This is a genomic window from Streptomyces sp. NPDC047085 (genome assembly GCF_040643735.1).
Lineage (GTDB): Bacteria > Actinomycetota > Actinomycetes > Streptomycetales > Streptomycetaceae > Streptomyces.
In genome coordinates this window covers 486,031-503,785 of record NZ_JBEYUW010000006.1, presented here as the reverse complement: position 1 = coordinate 503,785, position 17,755 = coordinate 486,031, and the positions used below count along the sequence as shown (strand labels likewise).

The window sequence follows — 17,755 nt, the reverse complement described above, 5'->3', positions numbered from 1 at the left end:
GGCGTGGGATGCCTCGTCACCAGTAGTGCCGGCGGCCGCGCACGGCATGGCCGAACGCGCCGAGGATCCAGAGGATGAGTCCGATGATCAACAGAAGGACTCCTATCGACCACAGGATGCTGATGCCGGTGACGTAACCGACGACCAGCAGGATGACCCCGAGAATGATCATGACGGCCTCCAGGTCGGTGGACGCCTGTCGGGTACCCCTTCCGCGAAGCGGTGACTCGGCCGGGCGCCCACCTCGCCGAACTGGTCCTCGGCGCCGCCCTCATCGGCCGAGGGACTGCTTGAGCTCCTCCTTGTTCATCGAGGACCGGCCATGGATGTTGCGGCGCTGGGCCTCGGCGTACAACTGGTCGTACGTGGGCCCCTCGGCGCCGCTGTGGGAGCGCTGACCGCCGCGCTTCGACGACGGCTTGTCCTGCGTGGAGGACTTGCTCGCGGTCTTGGACTCACCCGAGCGGGCGCGTTCCTTGTTGACCGTGCGCGAGGCGATCTCCTTCGCCCGCTTGGTGCTCTCTCCGCGAGCCTCGGCGCTTTCCTTGATGTGCTCGTACTGGCGTTCCCGTTTCGGGCTCGAGCCGCGCGGCATGACCACTGCTCCTTCCTGTCTAATCCGGTGGTTCCTGTATCTCCCCCTCGGTCTCGCTTTCGCCTTCTTGCAGTTCTTCCGCGTCGGGAGGAGGTTGCTTCACCTCTTCCGGCATGTCCCCGGTGGGCGGCGGCTCCCGCGGGACGGGCCCTGCGGAATCCCGCTCGCCGTTCCCGTCATTCGCGTCTTTCTCATGGTCCATGGGATTGCTCCGATGAGTCGATCACGAGTGGGCGGCGGCGAGCACCTCGTCGGCCAGCGGCTTGTCGAGGGCCGCGTGGACCAGTCCGTCCGCCAGGCGGGGCATCTCACGGCCCGCGACGAGGCCGCTCAGCTTCTCGGGCGAGGACGGCAGGCCGAGCCGGCGGGCGCCGTCCTGGGCCTTGCGGTCGATGTAGGGCGCGAACTCCTGCCACACGCCCTGAACGTCACGCAGGAAGATGTCGGCCCCGGTCGGACCGATCCCGGGTATGTCCATCAGGGCCTGCCTCGGGTCGGGTTCCTCGCGCAGCCGGCGCAGATCGCCGTCGTAGCGCTCGAGGAGCACTTCGGCGCCTTTGCCGAGCAGGGTGGACGTGCGCTCGTCGTAGCGGCGGTAGCCGCCCTCGCCGAGTGCGTCCACGCGTTCCTGCCAGGACGCGTCCGCCATCGACCGCGCGTCACGCAGTCCGGCGTCGAACAGCGCCCGGGCGGCGGCGACCGCGGTGTCGGCCCTGATGCGGGCGCTGAGGAGTACCGCCAGCACGAGTGTCTGGTACAGGGGCCCAGGGGTGTTGCGCAGTCTGATGCCGGCCTGCGCCGGATACGTCTGTTGCTGCCGGTCGAGCAGAGCGCGGACGACAGCCTTGTCCGTCGCGTCGGACGTCTTCTTGCCGGATTTCCTGTCGGTCTTCGTACTCATCGCCCGTCACCGACTCGTCACCGATTCAACCCTTCCGTAGCGCGTCACGACGACGCTTTCCGCAGCACGTCATTCCGCCCGGTCCGTGTACCCGTCCCGATGCGATCGATGCGGTCGTTTGCCCCCGGGGGTCCCGGGAACGCGGGCAGCATGGCGGGTGACAGCAAAGGCAGCGGCAAGAAGCGGAAGTCCGCGTCCGGCGGCTCCGGTCGGTCCTTGGACGAGTACCGGGCGAAGCGCGAGAGCGGACGCACGCCGGAGCCCATGGGTGGCACGTCGGCCAAGGGCGGCAAGCGCCGTTTCGTGGTCCAGAAACACGCGGCGACGGCGCTGCACTACGACTTCCGGCTCGAGGCGGGTGGCGTCCTGAAGTCGTGGGCCGTCCCGAAGGGGCCGTCCACCAACCCCAAGGACAAGCGCCTGGCGATGCTCACCGAGGATCACCCGGTGGACTACCTCGGGTTCGAGGGCGTCATACCGTCGGGCGAGTACGGGGCGGGCAAGGTCATCGTCTGGGACACCGGCACGTACCGGAACCTCGCCGAGCACGAGGGCAGGAAGGTGCCCGTCGGCAAGGGCGTGGGCGAAGGCCATGTGAAGGTGTGGCTGGACGGCGAGAAGCTGCACGGCGGCTACGCGCTGACCCGGACCGGCCGTGACGGCGAACGCGAGCGCTGGATCATGATCAAGCTCGACGACGAGGGCGCCGACGCCCGCCGGAACCCGGTGAGCACCGAGCCGGCCTCCGTGCGCAGTGGTCGCACCCTGGACGACCTGTCCGAGGACGACGAGAAGAAGGACACGGAGGGGAAGGGCGCGGAGAAGAAGAGCGACGGGAAGAAGAGCAGGGGCAAGAAGTAGCCCTGGTCGAAGTCGAGAAGGCGTGGGCCCGTGGAACGTGGTGCCGGGTGATGGTCCATCACGGTGATGCTCGTGCGGCCGGGGCGGCTTTCCCGGCGTGCGCGGGGCATGCGCGTCGCCGTGCGCGGTACACGTTGCTGGTCCGTGACGGTTGGCGCCGGTGAGGAGGGGCGATGCGGCGGTCGGGGCGCGCGGCCTGGGGTGAGGTGCTGGTGTGGTGGGCGGTGCTGGTCGTGGTCGAGCTGGTGTTCATCAGTTCGGTCTCGGTGCTCGAACTCGTCGTGGCGGCCGGAGGTGCGGCGATCGGCGCGGTGGCAGCACGGGCCGTGCACACGGCCTCGGGAGCCGGTCTCGGCGGCACCGCCCGGTGGGGCGCGGCCCTGCTCGCGTGGCCCGGCGCGGTGCTCGCCGACATGGCGGGGCTGTGCGCGGTCACCGTGCGTGTGCTGCGCGGTCGCCCGGCCGAGGGAAGCCTGCGGCGGCTGACGCTGAAGTCCGGTACGGGAGCGGCGTGGGCCTGTGGGGTCCTGTCGTCCACGCCCGGCGCGTACGTCGTCGACGTCCCCGGGGGTGAGGATGCGACGGGCCGCACGGTCGTCGCCCATTTCCTGACCGGTGACCGTACGCGGCTGGAGCGGCTGCTCACCAGTGGGGGGCGGCAGTGAACGCCTGGCTGGCGGCCGCCGCGGTGCTGTCGACCCTGGCCGTGCCGCCGTGTGTGTGGGTGGTGGGCCGGGGGCCGGCACAGGAGCGGCTCGCGGGGCTCGATCTGGCGACCGCCTTCGTCACCGTGCTCTTCCTGCTGACGGCGCAGGGCGTCGGCCGCAGCTCCTACAGCGACCTCGCGCTCGTCCTGGCCGTGCTCGGGCCCGCCGGAACCCTGGTCTTCGCCCGGTTCCTCGGCGGACGCTCGATCGACGCCGACGCCGCCGATGTCAGCTCCGACTCCAACTCGGACACCGACACCGGCTCCGACTCCGACGACACGGGAAGGCGCGGGGAGGCGTGAGATGACGGTCCGTCATGCGTGTGCGGTCGCCCTGCTCGTCGTCGGCATCGGCGTGCTGCTGCTGTGCGCCGTCTGGCTGGTGGTGCTGCCACGGCCGTACCAGCGCCTGCACGCCCTCTCCCCCGCCACCTCCGTCGGCGTGCCGCTCGTCGCGCTCGCCCTCGCCGTGGAGACGGGCCCCGGGCGTGCGGCGGTCAAGCTGCTCCTCATCGGTGCGATCACGGCCGCCGGTGGCGTGGTCACGACCATGGCCATCGGCAGGTCGACGGCCCAGCGCGACCGCCTGGTGCGAAGGGACTCCCCGCAGTGAGCGCCGCCGGAGCCGAGGAATATCTGATCGCCGTGGCGCTGGTGCTGGTCACGGTGACCGCCACGGTGGCGGCGCTCACCCGCGATCCGGTGCGCCAGGCCGTGGTGCTGGCCCTGCTCGGACTGTGCCTCGCCCTGCTCTTCACGTTCCTCCAGGCGCCCGACGTGGCGCTGTCCCAGCTGGCGGTGGGCTCGGTGGTCACACCGCTGCTGATCCTGCTGACGGTACGGAAGGTGCGCCGCACCCCGGGACCGCGCGGGGGCCGGGACGGGGGCCGGGACGGGCGGGGGAAGGGGCGGCGCCGGTGAGCCGTACCGTGCGCATCCGGGTCTTCTGGGCGGCGGCCGTCGTCTTCGCGGTGGCGTTCACGGCCGCCTGCCTGGGGCTGCCGCGCTTCGGGACCGAGGTGCACCCCTACGCCACGCGCGCGGTCGCGGCGTCCCTGCGGCAGCGCACCGCCAACGTGGTCTCTTCCGTCAACTTCGACCAGCGGGCCCTGGACACCCTCGGAGAGGAGTCGATCCTGTTCGCCTCGGTGCTGGGCGCCATCGTGCTGCTGCGCCACGCCCGCGACGAGCGCGTCGACCCTCCGCGGGCGGGACGCGTGCTGCCCACGACCCGGCTGCTGGGCGTGGTGCTGCTGCCCGTCACCCTGCTCACCGGCGTCTACATCGTCGCGCACGGCCAGCTGTCGCCGGGCGGCGGCTTCCAGGGCGGTGTCATTCTCGCCACCGGGCTGCATCTGGCGTACGTCGCCGCGGACTACCGCGTCCTGAAGCGGATCCGGCCGCTCGCCGTGCTGGATGTGGCCGATGCCCTGGGTGCGGGCGCCTTCGTGGCCCTGGGGTTCGCCGGGCTGGCCGCCGGTGCGGCCTATCTGCAGAACGTGCTGCCGCTCGGCACCTTCGGGCAGCTCTCCTCCGGAGGCCTGGTGCCCCTGCTGAACGCGGCGGTCGGCGTGGAGGTCGGCTCCGGCATCGTCGTTCTGCTGGCCTCCTTCCTCGACCAGGCGGTCGAGGTCAGATCACCGGACAACTCGGACTCCGGAGGCGGCTCATGACGGTCCTGAGGGTCCTTCCCTTTCTCGTGGCCGGCTGGATCTTCCTCGTCGGCGTGTACGGGATGGTCACCAGCCGCAACGTCATTCACGCCATCGGCTGTCTCGCCGTAGCCCAGTCGTCGACGTACGTGCTGCTGCTCGCGGTCGGATACCGGCGCGCCGCGACCGCGCCGTACTTCACCGACACCCCGATGCGCACGCGCGTCGTGGACCCGGTCGTACAGGCACTCGCCCTCACCGACGTCGTGGTGGGCGCCACCGTCACGGCGCTGCTGCTGGCGCTGGCCATGCAGGTGCGCAAGCGGCACGGCACCGTCGACCCGGACGCCCTGACCGGGCTCAGGGGGTAGCGGGCGGGGTGGTGCGTACCGCGGATCTGCTGCCGCTCGCCGTCGCCGTCCCGCTGCTGGGCGCGGTCGTGCTCGTCGTCGCCGGGCGTTGGCTGCCGCGGGTCGCCATCGACTCGCTGGCCACCGCCTGGGCGGCGCTGGAGCTGGCATGCCTCGTCCTGCTGTGGGCGCGTACCGGCGACGGCCACAGCGTGTCCTGGCTCGGCGGCTGGCATCCGGTCCGGGGGGAGAGCGTCGGCATCGTGCTCGCCGCGGACCGGATCGGCGTCGGCCTGGCGCTGCTGACCGGTGCGCTCGTCCTCGCGGTCGTCGTGTACTCCTGGCGCTACTTCGACGAGCCGCCCGTGCAGCACGCCGGCGTCTTCCCCGCCCTCATCCTGCTGTTCGAGGCGGGCATGTGCGGCTTCGCGCTGACGGGTGACCTGTTCGACGCCTTCGTCTTCTTCGAGCTCATGGGCGCCGTCGCGTACGCGCTCACCGGCTACCGCATCGAGGACCCGCGTCCGGTGCAGGGCGCGCTGATCTTCGGCATCGTCAACTCGCTCGGCGCGTACTGCTCGCTGCTCGGCATCGGGCTGCTCTACGCCCGTACCGGTGAACTCGGCTTCGCGCAGATCGGCGTGAAGCTGGCCGGGCATCGCCACGACGCCCTGCTGGTGGTGGCCTTCGTACTCGTCGCCACCGGGCTGCTGGTCAAGGCGGCCGTGGTGCCGTTCCACTTCTGGCTGCCCGACGCCCACTCCGTCGCGCCGACCCCGGTGTGCATGCTGCTGTCGGGCGTCATGGTCGAGCTCGGCGTCTACGGCGTCGTACGCGTGTACTGGACGGTGTTCTCCGGGCCGCACGGCATCGCGCAGGCGCATCTGCGGGCCGTGTTCGTCGCCGCGGGGGTGCTGACCGCGCTGGTGGGCGCGGTGATGTGCTGGCAGCAGCGGCATCTCAAGCGCATGCTGGCCTTCTCGACCGTCGGCCACGTCGGACTCTTCCTCGTCGGCATGGCGCTGCTCACCCCGGCCGGAACCGCCGGGGTGGCCCTCTACGTCGCGGCGCACGCCGGGGTGAAGGCGGCGCTGTTCGCCACCACGGGCGTCCTGCTCGACCGGCACGGCTCCGTCGACGAACACGGTCTGCACGGGCGCGGCCGCGATCTGCCGCTCGCCGGCGCGATGTTCGCCCTCGGCGGGCTCGCGCTCGCCGGTCTGCCGCCGTTCGGCACCGCGCTGGGCAAGGCCGTCGCCGAGCACGCCGGTGAGGAGCGGTTCCCCTGGCTGCCCGCCGTGTTCGTCCTCGTCTCGGCCGCCACCGGCGGGGCCGTCCTGCGTGCCTGCGCCCGGATCTTCGCCGGCGCCGGGCCCCGGCCCGAGGAGCACTACGCCGGACCCGAGACCACCGGCAGCGGCGAGGAACCCGAGATCCGCGATCCGCAGCGTCGCATCCCGGTCCCCATGCTCGCCGTGCCGGCCGTCCTGCTCTGCGCCTCGCTCGCCGTCGGACTGCTGCCGGGAGTCGGCGACGCACTCGCCCGCGCAGCGCGGCAGTTCACCGACCGCACCGCCTACACCGCCGCGATCTACGGCCACACCGTCGCCCCGGCCTCCCCCGTGCCGGACACCGGCTGGACCCCCGAAGGCCTCCTCCTCGCCCTCGCCTCCACCGCCCTCGCCGTCCTCCTCGCCTCGGCCGCCGTCTGGGGTTCCCGCTGGCCAGGCGCGGACCGCGTCCGCGCGGCGTGCCGAACCGCGGGACGCGCGGTGATCCTGCCCCTGCGCCGCCTGCACTCCGGCCACCTCGGCGACTACGTCACCTGGCTCGCCGTCGGCGTGGCGGTGTTCCTCGTCGTGATGGCGGCGTAGTGCGTCGTGGCGATGGAGCGCCTCATGGCGGTGCAGTGCGTCACGGCGGTGCAGTGGGTCCGCATGCGTCTGCTCGGTGCGGGAACCCGGAGAGGGCGAGGAGTGGTCCTCGTGGTGGAGGGAGGTCGATGAGGGATGCCCGTCTCCGGGTCCGTGGCGGATCTGTTGGGGACCGTGCCCGACGACGAGCGCGAGGCGTTGCGGCGGGCGGCGCGGCCCGAGCGTCCCAGGCCGATGCTGGCCACGCTGACGGAGCGCTACTTCTCGGATCCGCAGTGGATATTCGAGCGCAAGCTCGACGGGGAGCGCTGTCTGGGATTCCGTGACGGCGCCGACGCGGGGCTGCTCTCCCGCACCGGCCAGTCGCTCACGGACACGTATCCCGAGATCGCGGAGGCGCTCGGCGGGCAGGACTGCGACGACTTCATGGTGGACGGCGAGATCGTCGCCTTCGAGGGCACCCGGACCAGCTTCGCGCGGCTCCAGCAGCGCATCGGGATCCACGACCCGCGCCAGGCACGCGCCAGTCGGGTGGCGGTGACGTACTACGTCTTCGACGTGCCGTACCTGGCCGGACACGATCTGACCGCGCTGCCCCTGCGCACCCGCAAGGCGCTTCTGCGCCGCGCCCTCGACTTCGCGCCGCCCCTGCGCTTCACCCCGCACCGCAACGCCGACGGCGAGGCGTACCTGCGCCAGGCCTGCGAGCGGGGCTGGGAGGGCGTCATCGCCAAGCGGGCGGACAGCCGCTACGAGCACCGGCGCTCGACGAAGTGGCTGAAGTTCAAGTGCGGGCGGCGCCAGGAGCTGGTGATCGGCGGATTCACCGAGCCCCAGGGCAGCCGCACCGGCTTCGGCGCGTTGCTGGTCGGCTATTACGAGGGACGGCACCTGGTCTACGCGGGCAAGGTCGGCACCGGCTACGACCGCGCCACACTCGACGAGCTGCGCGCGCGGATGGACCGTCTGGAACGCGGCGACTCGCCGTTCGCGGGCAGTGCCCCGCGGGAGCGCGGCGCCCACTGGACCGAGCCACGGCTCGTCGCCGAGGTCGGGTTCACCGAGTGGACGGACGACGGGAAGCTGCGCCACCCGCGATTCGTCGGCCTGCGGACCGACAAGCCTGCGCGGAAGGTCGTACGGGAGCGGCCCGAGGGGACGAGCAGTGGTTGACGAGCTGTAGTTGACGAGCAAGAGCTGAGGATGAGTTCAAGAGGTCGCAAGAGCCGAGGAAGAGCGCATGAGTGCCAGGACCAAGGACGAGATACGGGTCGGCGACCGGAGCGTGCCGCTGTCGAACCCCGACAAGGAGCTGTTCCCGGACGACGGCATCACCAAGGCCGAGCTGATCGACTACTACCGCACCGTCGCACGCCCGATGCTCACCCACCTCAAGGACCGGCCGCTGGTGATGGAGCGCTATCCGGACGGGTACCGGGGAAAGTCCTTCTTCCACAAGGACGTTCCCGACTACTTCCCCGACTGGATCCGCACCGTCCGCGTGCCCAAGGAGGGCGGCAGCCTCACCATGGCGGTCTGCGACGACACGGCCACCCTGGTCTACCTCGCCAACCAGGCGTGCATCACCCCGCATCCGTGGCTGAGCCCCGCCGACTGTCTCGACTGCCCCGACCGGCTGGTCTTCGATCTCGACCCGCCCGAGGGTGACGGCGACGGCGAGGGCTTCGAGGCCGTACGGTGGACCGCCCGCCGGCTCGGGGATCTGCTCACGGAACTCGGGCTTCGCCCCGCGCTGATGACGACGGGATCGCGCGGCATGCATCTGCTGGTCCTGCTCGACCGGCGCACGGACTTCGACACCGCACGGCACTTCGCCCGCCGGGTCGCCGACGTACTCGCCGCACGTCACGACGACCGGCTGACCACCGAGCCACGCAAGAACAAGCGCCGGGGCCGCCTCTACCTGGACACCCAGCGCAACGCCTACGCCCAGACCTCGGTCGCCCCCTACGCCGTACGCGCCCGCCAGCACGCCCCGGTCGCCACTCCCCTGGACTGGGACGAACTCGACGACCCGGACCTGGGGCCGCGGCAGTGGACCCTGCGTACCCTCCCCGAACGCCTGGACAAGCACGGGGACCCGTGGAAGGGGCTGAGCCGCTGCCGGCGCTCCCTCCACGCGGCGGAACAGCGTCTCGACGACCTCGCATGACGTCGCGGAGCAGGGCGCCGCAGAGCTGGGCGTCGCGGCGCAGGACGAGTCGCCCGGAACAGGATGAGTCGCCCGGTTGGGCGAAGGCGCGCAGTATGGAAGACGGCCTCGGCCATGGAGAGGCCACGCTCTGCCGACCGACATCCAGTCCGACCAGGTCGACGCGACCGTCAGAAATGGAGTCGCAGATGCTGTTGCCCCACCTCAGGACCCTCGCCAGGGCGCTGCGCGCCTATCGGGTCGCCCAGGCCCGCGTCCTGCGCGACCCGGCGAATCCGATCCGTCACCGTCAGCTCGAGGACGCCGCCTACACACTCTGCGTGCTCATGGACCGGCGCAGCGCCACCGCGGCGGCGGCCCGGGCGGAGCGCCTTCTTGCCGATGCGCTCGCCGGAAGGGCCCCGGAGCGCGCCGGTCCGGAGACACCGGCCGTCAAACCCTGACCGGCGGCCCCGCACGGTGCGTGCCGGCCGCCTGGGGGTATACCGCTCCTTGGGCCGACCGCGCCTGGGGCCGACCGGGAGACACGGAGGCAGCACCATGTTCGGCACGTCACGCCCCTCGCCCCACAGCCCGCGCGTCGTCGTGGTGACCGGCGCGAGCGCGGGCGTCGGCCGTGCCGTGGCACGCGCGTTCGCAGCGCGGGGTGACCGGGTGGCGCTCGTGGCCCGCGGAGAGACCGGACTCGACGCGGTGGCCGACGAGGTACGCGCGGCCGGTGGCACCGCCCTGCCCCTGGCGGCGGACGTGGCCGACGCCCGTGCCCTGGAGGCCGCGGCGGAGCGGACCGAGCGCGAGCTGGGCCCGATCGACATCTGGGTCAACGACGCCTTCACCACCGTGTTCGCGGAGTTCACCGACATCGAGCCCGACGAGTTCCGCCGCGTCACCGAGGTCTGCTACCTCGGTTATGTGTACGGCACACGGGCCGCGCTGCGTCGGATGCTGCCGCGCGACCGCGGCGCCGTCGTCCAGGTCGGATCGGCACTCGCCTACCGCGGCATCCCGCTCCAGTCCGCCTACTGCGGCGCCAAGCACGCCATCCAGGGCTGGAACGAGGCACTGCGCTGCGAACTCCTGCACCAGGGCAGCGGGGTGGCGGTCACCATGGTCCAGCTGCCCGCCGTCAACACCCCGCAGTTCGACTGGTCGCTGACCAGGATGCGCCGACAGCCGCAGCCGGTTCCGCCGATCTACCAGCCGGAGGTGGCGGCCCGCGCCATCGTGTACGCGGCCGACCATCCGCGCCGCCGGGAGTACTGGGTCGGCGGGAGCACGGCGGGCACCCTCATCGCCAACGCCCTGGCCCCCGGGCTGCTCGACCGCTACCTGGCCCGTACCGGGTACGGCGCCCAGCAGACGGACGAGCCGAAGCCGCCCGGCAGCCGCCACAACCTGTGGCGCCCCCTGGACGACCGAGACGGGAAGGACTTCGGCGCCCACGGGCGGTTCGACGGAACGGCCAAGGCCCATGCCGTGCAGGGCTGGGCGTCGCGCCACCACGACGCGGTGACCCTGGCCGGCGTCGCCACGGCCGCGGGCGCCGTGGCGGCGTGCTGGGCCACGCGGCGGGGACTCCGCTCGCGCGGCGCCTGAGCGTGGCGGGCACCGATCCGTTGCCCCGGCGGTCGTGACCGCACGCCGGTCCCGCCCAGGAAACGCCATGCCGCGATGAGGCCTGATCCGCCCGTTTCCGGAAACCCGGTAAGGAGGAGGTGCAGGTGAATCATTGCTCGTGCTTTTCCTTCTTGAGGAGGTGAATCGGATGCGGTTGCTCGGACTGCTCCTGCTCGCGGCAACGGGCGCGTTCACGGGACTGGTGATCGCCGACAACCTGTCCGGCGGTCCGCAGTACGGCGTGTCGGTCCTCGGCCAACACATCGCCACGCTCGGCCCGCTCGCCGTCTTCTGTGCCGGCCTCGCGCTGGCCCTCATGTTCTGCCTGGGCATGGCCATCATGGCGGGCGGAACGACACACCACCGGCACGGGGGCCGGCATCTGCGCCGAACCCACGGCCGCACCACGGTCGGCCCGATCACGGGCCCCGGCAGCCACGCCTGACGCCCCGTACAGCGGCGTCGCTCACGGGCTGGTGAGGCGACGTCAGTCGGCTGCGCCCCGTTCGCGGCGCAGCCGACGGGCCACGACCAGCAGATCCACGGCGGCGAGCAGGGCCAACGCCGCGCACACACCCGCGAGGGCGCTCAGCACTCCGGACCCGGGACTGTCGCCGGGACCCGAGTGCGCGGCCCATACGGCGAACAGTACGGCCGCGGCGGCGAAGAGCGGCATGAAGACGCCGCCCAGCAGGAGCCGCAGACGTACGGCGCTGCGAGCGGTGACGGGCTCGGTGCCGGTACGCGGCCATCGGCGGCCGATGACGCCGGAGCGTTCCCGCGGAGCGGGCCTCCGCTCCCGCCCGGGTGAGTCCTGGCGCACGGTGCTCCTCCCTCGGTGGTCGGGCTCGGCCTCCCTCGGCGGCTCGGGTCGGCCCCGCGTCAGTGGCTCAGCCACGCCTCAGTGGTTGGGCTCGGCCACGCTGACGTCCTCCAGCACGGTGTAGGCGTCGTCCGTGGTGGCGAGGTCGCCGAGGCTGACCATGCCGACCGGGCAGCCGCCGCGTTCGACGACGGGCAGGCGGCGGACGGCGTGCTCGCGCATCAGGCCGATCGCGCGATCGGTCGTGTCGTCGGGGGTCAGCGTCGCCAACGGGGGCTTGGTGCACACCGAGCCGACGGTGGTGGTGTGCGGATCGCGGCCCTCGGCCAGCGCCCGCACCACGATGTCCCGGTCGGTCAGGACGCCGAACAGGTCGCAGTCGTAAGCCACGAGGACGTCGCCGACATCGCGCTCGCGCATCAGGCGGGCCGCCGCTTCCAGCGAGGTCATCGGCTCCACGGCGACCGCGCCGGACGCCATCACGTCGCGTATCCGCCTGGTCATGTCGTCACCGCCTCACGGATGTGCCCGAATCCTCCTGAGAGCCGCGTAGCCCGCGCGGACGCCGCCAAACCGCTCTTTCGCGGGAAGCTGCCACACCGACTTCGCACGGGAAGGGGCATCGAGGTCACGGCCTCGGGTACTCGGTTCGCCGCAAGGGTTCCACTCGCGCTCGTCGCGCACGGCAGACGGAGGCGGCCATGACTCAGTACGTCCGGGAGATCATGACGCGGGATCCCGTCACGGTGCCCGAGGAGACGCCCTTGGCCGAGGTGGCGCAGCTCATGCGGCAGAAGGCCATCGGCGATGTCATCGTCACGGAGGCCGACCACGTCCGCGGTCTGGTGACGGACCGCGATCTGGTGGTCCGGGCCCTCGCGGACCAGCGCGACCCCGCGCTGACGGTCGTCGGGCAGGTGTGCAGCAGGGACATGGTCATGTGCTCGTCCAGGGACGCCGTGGACGACGCGATCCGGTTGATGCGCGAACACGCCGTACGGCGGCTGCCCGTCGTCGACGACGGCCGGCTGGTCGGGACGCTCAGCCTGGGCGACCTGGCCGTCGACCGGGATCCGCACTCGGCCCTCGCCGACATCAGTTCCGCGCGACCAAACCGGTGATTCAGACGACCGAGCGCCGGAACGGATCCGTGGGGATGATCGCTGCTTCGTCGAAGAGTTGCTCCAACGCCTCGTGCCCGTGGCTCCTGCGGAACTCGATCTCGGCGCCTGTGACGGGCAGGGTCCACAGGATGCGGGCGTGCCCTCCGGGCAGCGGACAGTGTTCGAGGTCCGGTCCGTGGAGGTAGGGCAGGCTGACCAGCAGATGGTCGCAGGTCGAGCCCGGGACCCACGGTTCACCGATCGGCATGCTGTGGGCCAGGTCCAGCCGGTGGCCTCCGCAGTGGTAGTAGGCGATCATCGCCATGAGCTCGATGAACCGCGGGTCGCGGACGTGGGCGGTCATGACGAACTCGAGCCCGTGGCCGTCCCGCTCCGTCGAGGCCCAGCAGCCGGCGGTGACGTAGGCCCAGCCGTCGCCGCGGGGACCGGGCCCCACGACGAGAACGCGCAGGTCGGGCAGCACGTCTCGGCGTTGCGGCCCGAGGTCGTGGTCGACGGCCTCCACGACATGCCCCTCGAAGAACGCCCGGACATGTGACTCGACGGCCTCGGCGGCCTGCAGCCTCGCATCACTCACCGCGCGATCATGCCAGACGGGGTCGGTGTCCGCGGGAGGCGAAGTCGCCGTGTGCGCGGTGCCGGAGTAGACCGGTAAGGAGGATCGCAGGAGCGGCTCCTGGTGTGGACCTGCCGTCGAGCGGCGCGGGAGGTGGTCGTCCATGGCAGACCGAGGAGGCATCGTCGCAGGTGATCCCGAGGCGGTGATGCTGGACGCGCTGTTCAGCCAGTCGCCGGTCGGCCTGGCCGTGCTGGACAGCGAGCTGCGGGTGGTAAGGGTCAACACCGCCACGCCCGCCATGCAGCGCATGCGGGAGGAGGACGTCGTAGGGCGCAGATTTCCCGGCTCGCACTACGTGGTCGAGGCCGAGGCGGCCGAGGCGCTGGTGCGCGGGGTGCTGGAGAGCGGTGTTCCGCTGCGGAGGCGGGTGGTGCGGGCGCGCCCTCCTGCCCACCGCGGCCAGGAGCGCCGCTATGAGCTGTCGGCATTTCGCCTCGCGGGCCCGCATGACGCCGTCCTCGGCGTGGCCATCACGGTGGTGGACGTCACGGACCGTGAACAGGCCCGGACGCGGCTGGGCATGCTCAGTGCTGTGCGTGCGCACGTGGGCCGCACCCTGGACATGGTGGTGACCTGCCAGGAACTGGTGGAGACGCTGGTGCCGGAGTTCGCCGATGTCGCGGTCGTGGAGGTGGTGGACGGCGTGATCCGGGGCGATGATCCTCCGTTGCCGGATCATCCCCGCACTCTGACGCTGCGGCGGGTCGCCTTTCGCAGCAGCGCCGCGGGGAACCCGCCGCAGGCGGTCCCGGTGGGCGAGGTCCGCGTCCTGCCCACACCGACGCCCTACAGTCAGACTCTGACCGACCTGACGCCCCGGACCGTCCGCCTCGGCCCCGGGCTGCCGTGGCTGACCGCCGACCCGGCTCGCGCCCGGGCCATCAGCGAATCGGGGGCGCACACCCTCCTCGCCGTCCCCCTGACACTGCACGGCGCGGTGATCGGGCTGCTGAGCCTCTACCGCACCACCTCGACGGACCCGTACGACGAGGAGGACGTCGCGGTCGCCGACGACATCGCAGGGCACACCGCGTTGTGCATCGACAACGCCCGCCGCCATATGCGGGATCACTCGGTCGCGGCGACCGTCCTCCGGCGCGAGTTCCCGCCGCGGGCCACCTCCCACACCGCGCTGGAGGCCGTCGGCACCGCCCCTCCCGATGGCGGTGGAAGCGCCTGGTACGACACCATCGCCCTGTCCGGCGCCCGCACCGCGCTGGTCGCGGGCATGATGTCCGGCTCCGACATCCACGCCACGGCGAGCATGGGGCAGCTGCGCACCGTGATCCGCTGCCTGGCCGCCCTCGACCTGGAGCCCGAGGATCTCCTCGCGCGTGTGAACGACACCGCCGCGCTTCTGGTGGCCGAGCGGGCGTCACTCCCGTCCGGCGACCCGCTGCACCGGAAACCGGTCACCGCCAGCTGTGTGTACGCCGTGTACGACCCGCTGGCCGACGCGGTCACGGTGGCCCGGGCCGGCCACCCCGCGCCCGTCATCGTCCGCCCCGACGGCACCGTCGACCAACCCGACACAGCGCCGGGACCACTGCTGGGCAGCACCGATCAGGCGCCCTTCGCCGCTTCCCGCATGCGGATCCCGCTCGGCAGTGTGCTGGTCTTTCCCAGCACCCCGGAACTGGCCTCGCACCTGACAGCCGCCACCGGCGCCCTGGTCACGGCGGCCGCGGCACGCGCGGATCAGCCGCTGCAGGAGCTGGGTGACCACCTGCTGTGCACCCTCCCGGCCGACAGCCGGGCCGAAGACACCGTCCTCCTGCTCGCGCGCACGCGTCCCTTCCCCTCCGGTCGTGTCGCGACCTGGCGACTCGAGGACGAGCCCACCGCTGTCGCCGCGGCCCGCGAGTACACCCGGGGCCGGCTCGACGGCTGGAGCGTGGCGGAGGAGACCGCGTTCAGCACCGAGCTCATCGTCAGCGAACTGGTCACCAATGCCGTTCGCTACGGAAGCCCGCCACTGGAGTTGCGCCTGATCCTGGATCAGACGCTGACCTGCGAGGTCAGTGACCGTAGCCCTTCGGCACCGCACCTGCGGCACGCCCGCACGACCGATGAGGGCGGGCGGGGACTGTTCATCGTCGCGCATCTCGCCGACTCCTGGGGAGCCCGCTACTCGGCGGACGGCAAGACCATCTGGACCGAGCAGGCGCTGACGCCGGCGTGACCGGGATGCGGGGAACGGCGGGCGGCCTGGTCAGCGTGTGCTGTTCGTGCTGTCGGACGCCGCCGCGGCAGCGCTTCGCCTGCCGCTGAGCACCGAGGCGATCGGGACGGACGCCGCCAGGCCGCTGAGCAGGACCGCGGCGAGGGCGCCCAGGACGGCGGGCTGGTCACCGAAGGCGATGCCGATCGCGGCCAGGGCGGGCCCCGCGTTGCGCACCGCGGCGACGCCGCCCATGGTGGTGCGGCGCGCGGGCGGTCCTGTGGCCAGGAGCGTCCCGACGGCGAAGGCTACGGCCGCGAGCACGAAGCCGGCGAGGAGGGTGAGCGAGCCCAGGAGTGCGACGACATCACGCCAGTTGCCGACCAGCATCCCCGCCAGCACGATCAGGAAGGTCACGTTCGACACCGCGGCGGCCATGGGGTGCCACGCTCGCGCGGTGGGCGCGGCGTAGCGGCGCAGCAGCAGTCCGACGGCGAACGGTACGAGCTGCAGGAGGGCCACGGTCCGCACCAGCACCCCGACGTCGAGGGAGACCCCCTTGCCGATGTCGGCGGCGGCGAGGATGCCGTTGACGGTCGGCGCGAAGGTGAAGCTGCCGACGGCGGCGAGCAGCACCTGCATGGCCGCGCCCGCCACGACATCACCCTTCTGCACCATGGCCAGCTTCGCCCCGAAGGGCCCGCCCGGGGACGACGCGACCAGGACGAGTGCGACGAAGGCCGCCGTGGGAAGGCCGAACAGCGCGCCGATGCCCCAGCCGAGCAGCGGGACGACGACCATGTTGGCGAGCAGGGCGAGCGCCGGCAGCGGGACGCTGGTGAACAGGGAGCGCAGTGCCGCGACGGTGGCCCCGAGGCCGGCGGCGAACATGGTCGCCGCGATGAAGATCACGGTGACGGCGTTGAACAGCATCTGCAGCCTGTCCATGAGGCCGTCAGTCCTGGAGATCCCCGAGCCAGCGCAGGGCGCTCAGGCCCGGCAGGAAGCAGTACTCGCCGCCGCGGGTGACGACGAACCGCGGCAGCGGGGCGAGGCGCCGTCGCAGCGGCCGCCGGGGAACGGTGAAGCGTTCGCTGCCGTCGTGGCATCCGGTGATGGGATCCTTGGCGTCGTTCGCGCCGAAGAAGACGCCGTCGTTCATCCATTGCGACTGGACGAACTCGAACTGCCGTCCGAGATGGGCTCCGATGAACGCGAACATCAGCCCGCGGTCGGCCCCGTCGTCCTCCATGACCCCCTCGGGCAGCGGCGGGCCGTAGACCGCGCCGCGTCTGATCATGCGGTGGAGTCGCACCTCTCCCGCCACCGAGGCGTCCCGGGGGTTGGCCCGGCGGATGTGGCAGCCGCCGGGCGTGATGAACCCCGCCGGGTCGTCCTGCTCGTACAGGAAGGTGTTGCGGCGGTCCGGGTCGGCGCCGAGAGCGGGGTCGTCGTGCTGCGGGCTGAGCGCCAGGGGGGCTCCGCTGCGCCAGCGTCCCATGATCTTGGCCGCGAGCAGTTCCTCGTCCTCGGGGCCGGTGGCGTTGTCCCGCAGGTAACGCCGGAACGCGGCGACGTCCTGGTGGAGTTTACGGAAGACCGCGTAGCTGCCGTTGCGTCCCAGCACCTCCGGCTGCGGGGTCTGCACACCGCCGATCTCGTCCCGGTAACCGAGCACGAACTCCCCGGCCTTCAGCGGCACCTCCAGCCGGTTCGACCCGGCGGTCCCGCTTCCCTCGACGGCTGGATGGCTGACGCCGTCGCGATAGCCGAAGTGCTCGGTCTCGGTGGGCAGGGCGTAGCAGTCCTGCCGCCAGATCGCGGTGAGGCCGGGAAGGCTGTCGTACGCGGGACGGGCCCGGTCGAGGGCCGCCTCCAGGCGAGGGGCGTCCGGCGCGATCGCCGTCAGCACCACATGGACGCCCGGGGTACCCAGCGGCGCCTCCCAGTGGTCGGGACTGCTCTCGCCGACATCGCTCAGCGCGGTGGCCCGGGCCGCCATCCCCTGCCGGAACTCCCATGCGAAGGTGTCCAGCGACGCCCGCGGCACCCCCAGCGCCTCCAGACCGTGGCAGGTGACCGCGACACTGACCCAGGTGTCGCCCAGGGGGCTGACCGGTTCGGCGGCGGAGGTCACGACCGCGCTCGCGCGCCGCATCAACTCCCGTCCGTCGGCCCGGTCGTCGATGCGGAACACCACGTAGGTCGCCGCGTAGGGGGTCGGGCGGGGGCTGAGAACCCCGCGCTGAATGTCGTCGAGTTCCAACGCGACGTGCGTGGGCCCACTCACGGTCGCCTC

23 protein-coding genes are annotated in these 17,755 nt (G+C 72.0%); 15 read left to right on the top strand and 8 right to left on the bottom strand.

Going from position 1 to position 17,755, the window contains the following annotated elements; genetic code table 11:
- Positions 1–16: 16 nt before the first annotated feature.
- The 3 genes from ABZ865_RS23640 to ABZ865_RS23630 form a co-directional block, all read right to left on the bottom strand.
- The gene (locus tag ABZ865_RS23640) at positions 17–172 is read right to left on the bottom strand and encodes a DUF6131 family protein (protein ID WP_361233546.1); all 156 of its coding nucleotides are present in this window, start codon (positions 170–172) and stop codon (positions 17–19) included.
- A gap of 99 nt (positions 173–271) precedes the next feature.
- The gene (locus ABZ865_RS23635; RefSeq protein WP_361233543.1) at positions 272–595 is read right to left on the bottom strand and encodes a plasmid stabilization protein; all 324 of its coding nucleotides are present in this window, start codon (positions 593–595) and stop codon (positions 272–274) included.
- A gap of 223 nt (positions 596–818) precedes the next feature.
- On the bottom strand, positions 819–1,496 hold the full coding sequence (locus ABZ865_RS23630; protein ID WP_361233541.1) for an endonuclease: 678 nt from the start codon (positions 1,494–1,496) through the stop codon (positions 819–821).
- Between the two features lie 150 nt (positions 1,497–1,646).
- Here ABZ865_RS23630 and ABZ865_RS23625 point away from each other — a divergent pair, with 150 nt between their 5' ends.
- The 13 genes from ABZ865_RS23625 (at position 1,647) to ABZ865_RS23565 (ending at position 11,174) form a co-directional block, all read left to right on the top strand.
- Positions 1,647–2,357 (top strand): DNA polymerase ligase N-terminal domain-containing protein, encoded by a 711-nt coding sequence (locus ABZ865_RS23625; protein ID WP_361233538.1) that lies wholly within the window; start codon positions 1,647–1,649, stop codon positions 2,355–2,357.
- A 173-nt stretch (positions 2,358–2,530) separates the two neighbouring features.
- Positions 2,531–3,022, top strand: a complete 492-nt coding sequence (locus ABZ865_RS23620; RefSeq protein ID WP_361233535.1) for a hypothetical protein — start codon at positions 2,531–2,533, stop codon at positions 3,020–3,022.
- Positions 3,019–3,366 carry a monovalent cation/H+ antiporter complex subunit F gene (locus ABZ865_RS23615; RefSeq protein ID WP_361233532.1) on the top strand — a complete coding sequence of 116 codons (348 nt, stop codon included), beginning with the start codon at positions 3,019–3,021 and terminating at the stop codon, positions 3,364–3,366. The genes ABZ865_RS23620 and ABZ865_RS23615 overlap by 4 nt, the downstream gene beginning before the upstream one ends.
- Before the next feature lies 1 nt (position 3,367).
- Positions 3,368–3,676, top strand: coding sequence for a monovalent cation/H(+) antiporter subunit G (locus ABZ865_RS23610; protein WP_361233529.1), 309 nt, complete (start codon positions 3,368–3,370; stop codon positions 3,674–3,676).
- Positions 3,673–3,984: a DUF4040 domain-containing protein gene (locus ABZ865_RS23605; protein WP_361233526.1), complete on the top strand. Its 312-nt coding sequence runs from the start codon at positions 3,673–3,675 to the stop codon at positions 3,982–3,984. Before ABZ865_RS23610 ends, ABZ865_RS23605 begins: the two co-directional genes overlap by 4 nt.
- On the top strand, positions 3,981–4,736 hold the full coding sequence (locus ABZ865_RS23600; RefSeq protein ID WP_361233523.1) for an MnhB domain-containing protein: 756 nt from the start codon (positions 3,981–3,983) through the stop codon (positions 4,734–4,736). Before ABZ865_RS23605 ends, ABZ865_RS23600 begins: the two co-directional genes overlap by 4 nt.
- 5 nt (positions 4,737–4,741) lie before the next feature.
- A complete protein-coding gene (locus ABZ865_RS23595) occupies positions 4,742–5,086 on the top strand; it encodes a sodium:proton antiporter (RefSeq protein ID WP_361233680.1) in 345 nt (114 codons plus the stop codon).
- Positions 5,087–5,097: 11 nt separating this feature from the next.
- Entirely contained in the window at positions 5,098–6,939 is a 1,842-nt protein-coding gene (locus ABZ865_RS23590; protein ID WP_361233677.1) for a complex I subunit 5 family protein, read from the top strand.
- Positions 6,940–7,074: 135 nt separating this feature from the next.
- Positions 7,075–8,112: a non-homologous end-joining DNA ligase gene (gene ligD, locus ABZ865_RS23585; protein ID WP_361233520.1), complete on the top strand. Its 1,038-nt coding sequence runs from the start codon at positions 7,075–7,077 to the stop codon at positions 8,110–8,112.
- 67 nt (positions 8,113–8,179) lie between these two features.
- On the top strand, positions 8,180–9,112 hold the full coding sequence (ligD, locus tag ABZ865_RS23580; RefSeq protein WP_361233517.1) for a non-homologous end-joining DNA ligase: 933 nt from the start codon (positions 8,180–8,182) through the stop codon (positions 9,110–9,112).
- Between the two features lie 188 nt (positions 9,113–9,300).
- Complete coding sequence (locus tag ABZ865_RS23575; protein ID WP_361233514.1) at positions 9,301–9,555, top strand: DUF5133 domain-containing protein; 255 nt, start codon at positions 9,301–9,303, stop codon at positions 9,553–9,555.
- 97 nt (positions 9,556–9,652) lie between these two features.
- Positions 9,653–10,708 carry an SDR family oxidoreductase gene (locus ABZ865_RS23570; protein ID WP_361233512.1) on the top strand — a complete coding sequence of 352 codons (1,056 nt, stop codon included), beginning with the start codon at positions 9,653–9,655 and terminating at the stop codon, positions 10,706–10,708.
- A 169-nt stretch (positions 10,709–10,877) separates the two neighbouring features.
- Complete coding sequence (locus ABZ865_RS23565) at positions 10,878–11,174, top strand: hypothetical protein (protein WP_361233509.1); 297 nt, start codon at positions 10,878–10,880, stop codon at positions 11,172–11,174.
- Positions 11,175–11,216: 42 nt separating this feature from the next.
- On the opposite strand, the gene ABZ865_RS23560 is transcribed toward ABZ865_RS23565, so the two are convergent.
- Both ABZ865_RS23560 and ABZ865_RS23555 read right to left on the bottom strand, forming a co-directional pair.
- Positions 11,217–11,552 (bottom strand): DUF6343 family protein, encoded by a 336-nt coding sequence (locus tag ABZ865_RS23560; RefSeq protein ID WP_361233506.1) that lies wholly within the window; start codon positions 11,550–11,552, stop codon positions 11,217–11,219.
- Between the two features lie 78 nt (positions 11,553–11,630).
- The gene (locus tag ABZ865_RS23555; protein WP_361233503.1) at positions 11,631–12,056 is read right to left on the bottom strand and encodes a CBS domain-containing protein; all 426 of its coding nucleotides are present in this window, start codon (positions 12,054–12,056) and stop codon (positions 11,631–11,633) included.
- Positions 12,057–12,253: 197 nt separating this feature from the next.
- On the opposite strand from ABZ865_RS23555, the gene ABZ865_RS23550 reads away from it, so the two are divergent.
- Positions 12,254–12,673 (top strand): CBS domain-containing protein, encoded by a 420-nt coding sequence (locus ABZ865_RS23550; RefSeq protein WP_361233500.1) that lies wholly within the window; start codon positions 12,254–12,256, stop codon positions 12,671–12,673.
- 1 nt (position 12,674) lies between these two features.
- On the opposite strand, the gene ABZ865_RS23545 is transcribed toward ABZ865_RS23550, so the two are convergent.
- A complete protein-coding gene (locus tag ABZ865_RS23545; RefSeq protein ID WP_361233497.1) occupies positions 12,675–13,253 on the bottom strand; it encodes a suppressor of fused domain protein in 579 nt (192 codons plus the stop codon).
- A 142-nt stretch (positions 13,254–13,395) separates the two neighbouring features.
- Between ABZ865_RS23545 and ABZ865_RS23540 the strand changes: the two genes are divergently transcribed.
- Positions 13,396–15,477 carry a SpoIIE family protein phosphatase gene (locus ABZ865_RS23540; RefSeq protein ID WP_361233494.1) on the top strand — a complete coding sequence of 694 codons (2,082 nt, stop codon included), beginning with the start codon at positions 13,396–13,398 and terminating at the stop codon, positions 15,475–15,477.
- A gap of 30 nt (positions 15,478–15,507) precedes the next feature.
- On the opposite strand, the gene ABZ865_RS23535 is transcribed toward ABZ865_RS23540, so the two are convergent.
- Together ABZ865_RS23535 and ABZ865_RS23530 are read right to left on the bottom strand one after the other, a co-directional pair.
- Complete coding sequence (locus ABZ865_RS23535) at positions 15,508–16,404, bottom strand: hypothetical protein (RefSeq protein WP_361233491.1); 897 nt, start codon at positions 16,402–16,404, stop codon at positions 15,508–15,510.
- A 7-nt stretch (positions 16,405–16,411) separates the two neighbouring features.
- On the bottom strand, positions 16,412–17,746 hold the full coding sequence (locus ABZ865_RS23530) for a Dyp-type peroxidase (RefSeq protein ID WP_361233488.1): 1,335 nt from the start codon (positions 17,744–17,746) through the stop codon (positions 16,412–16,414).
- Between the last annotated feature and the right edge of the window lie 9 nt (positions 17,747–17,755).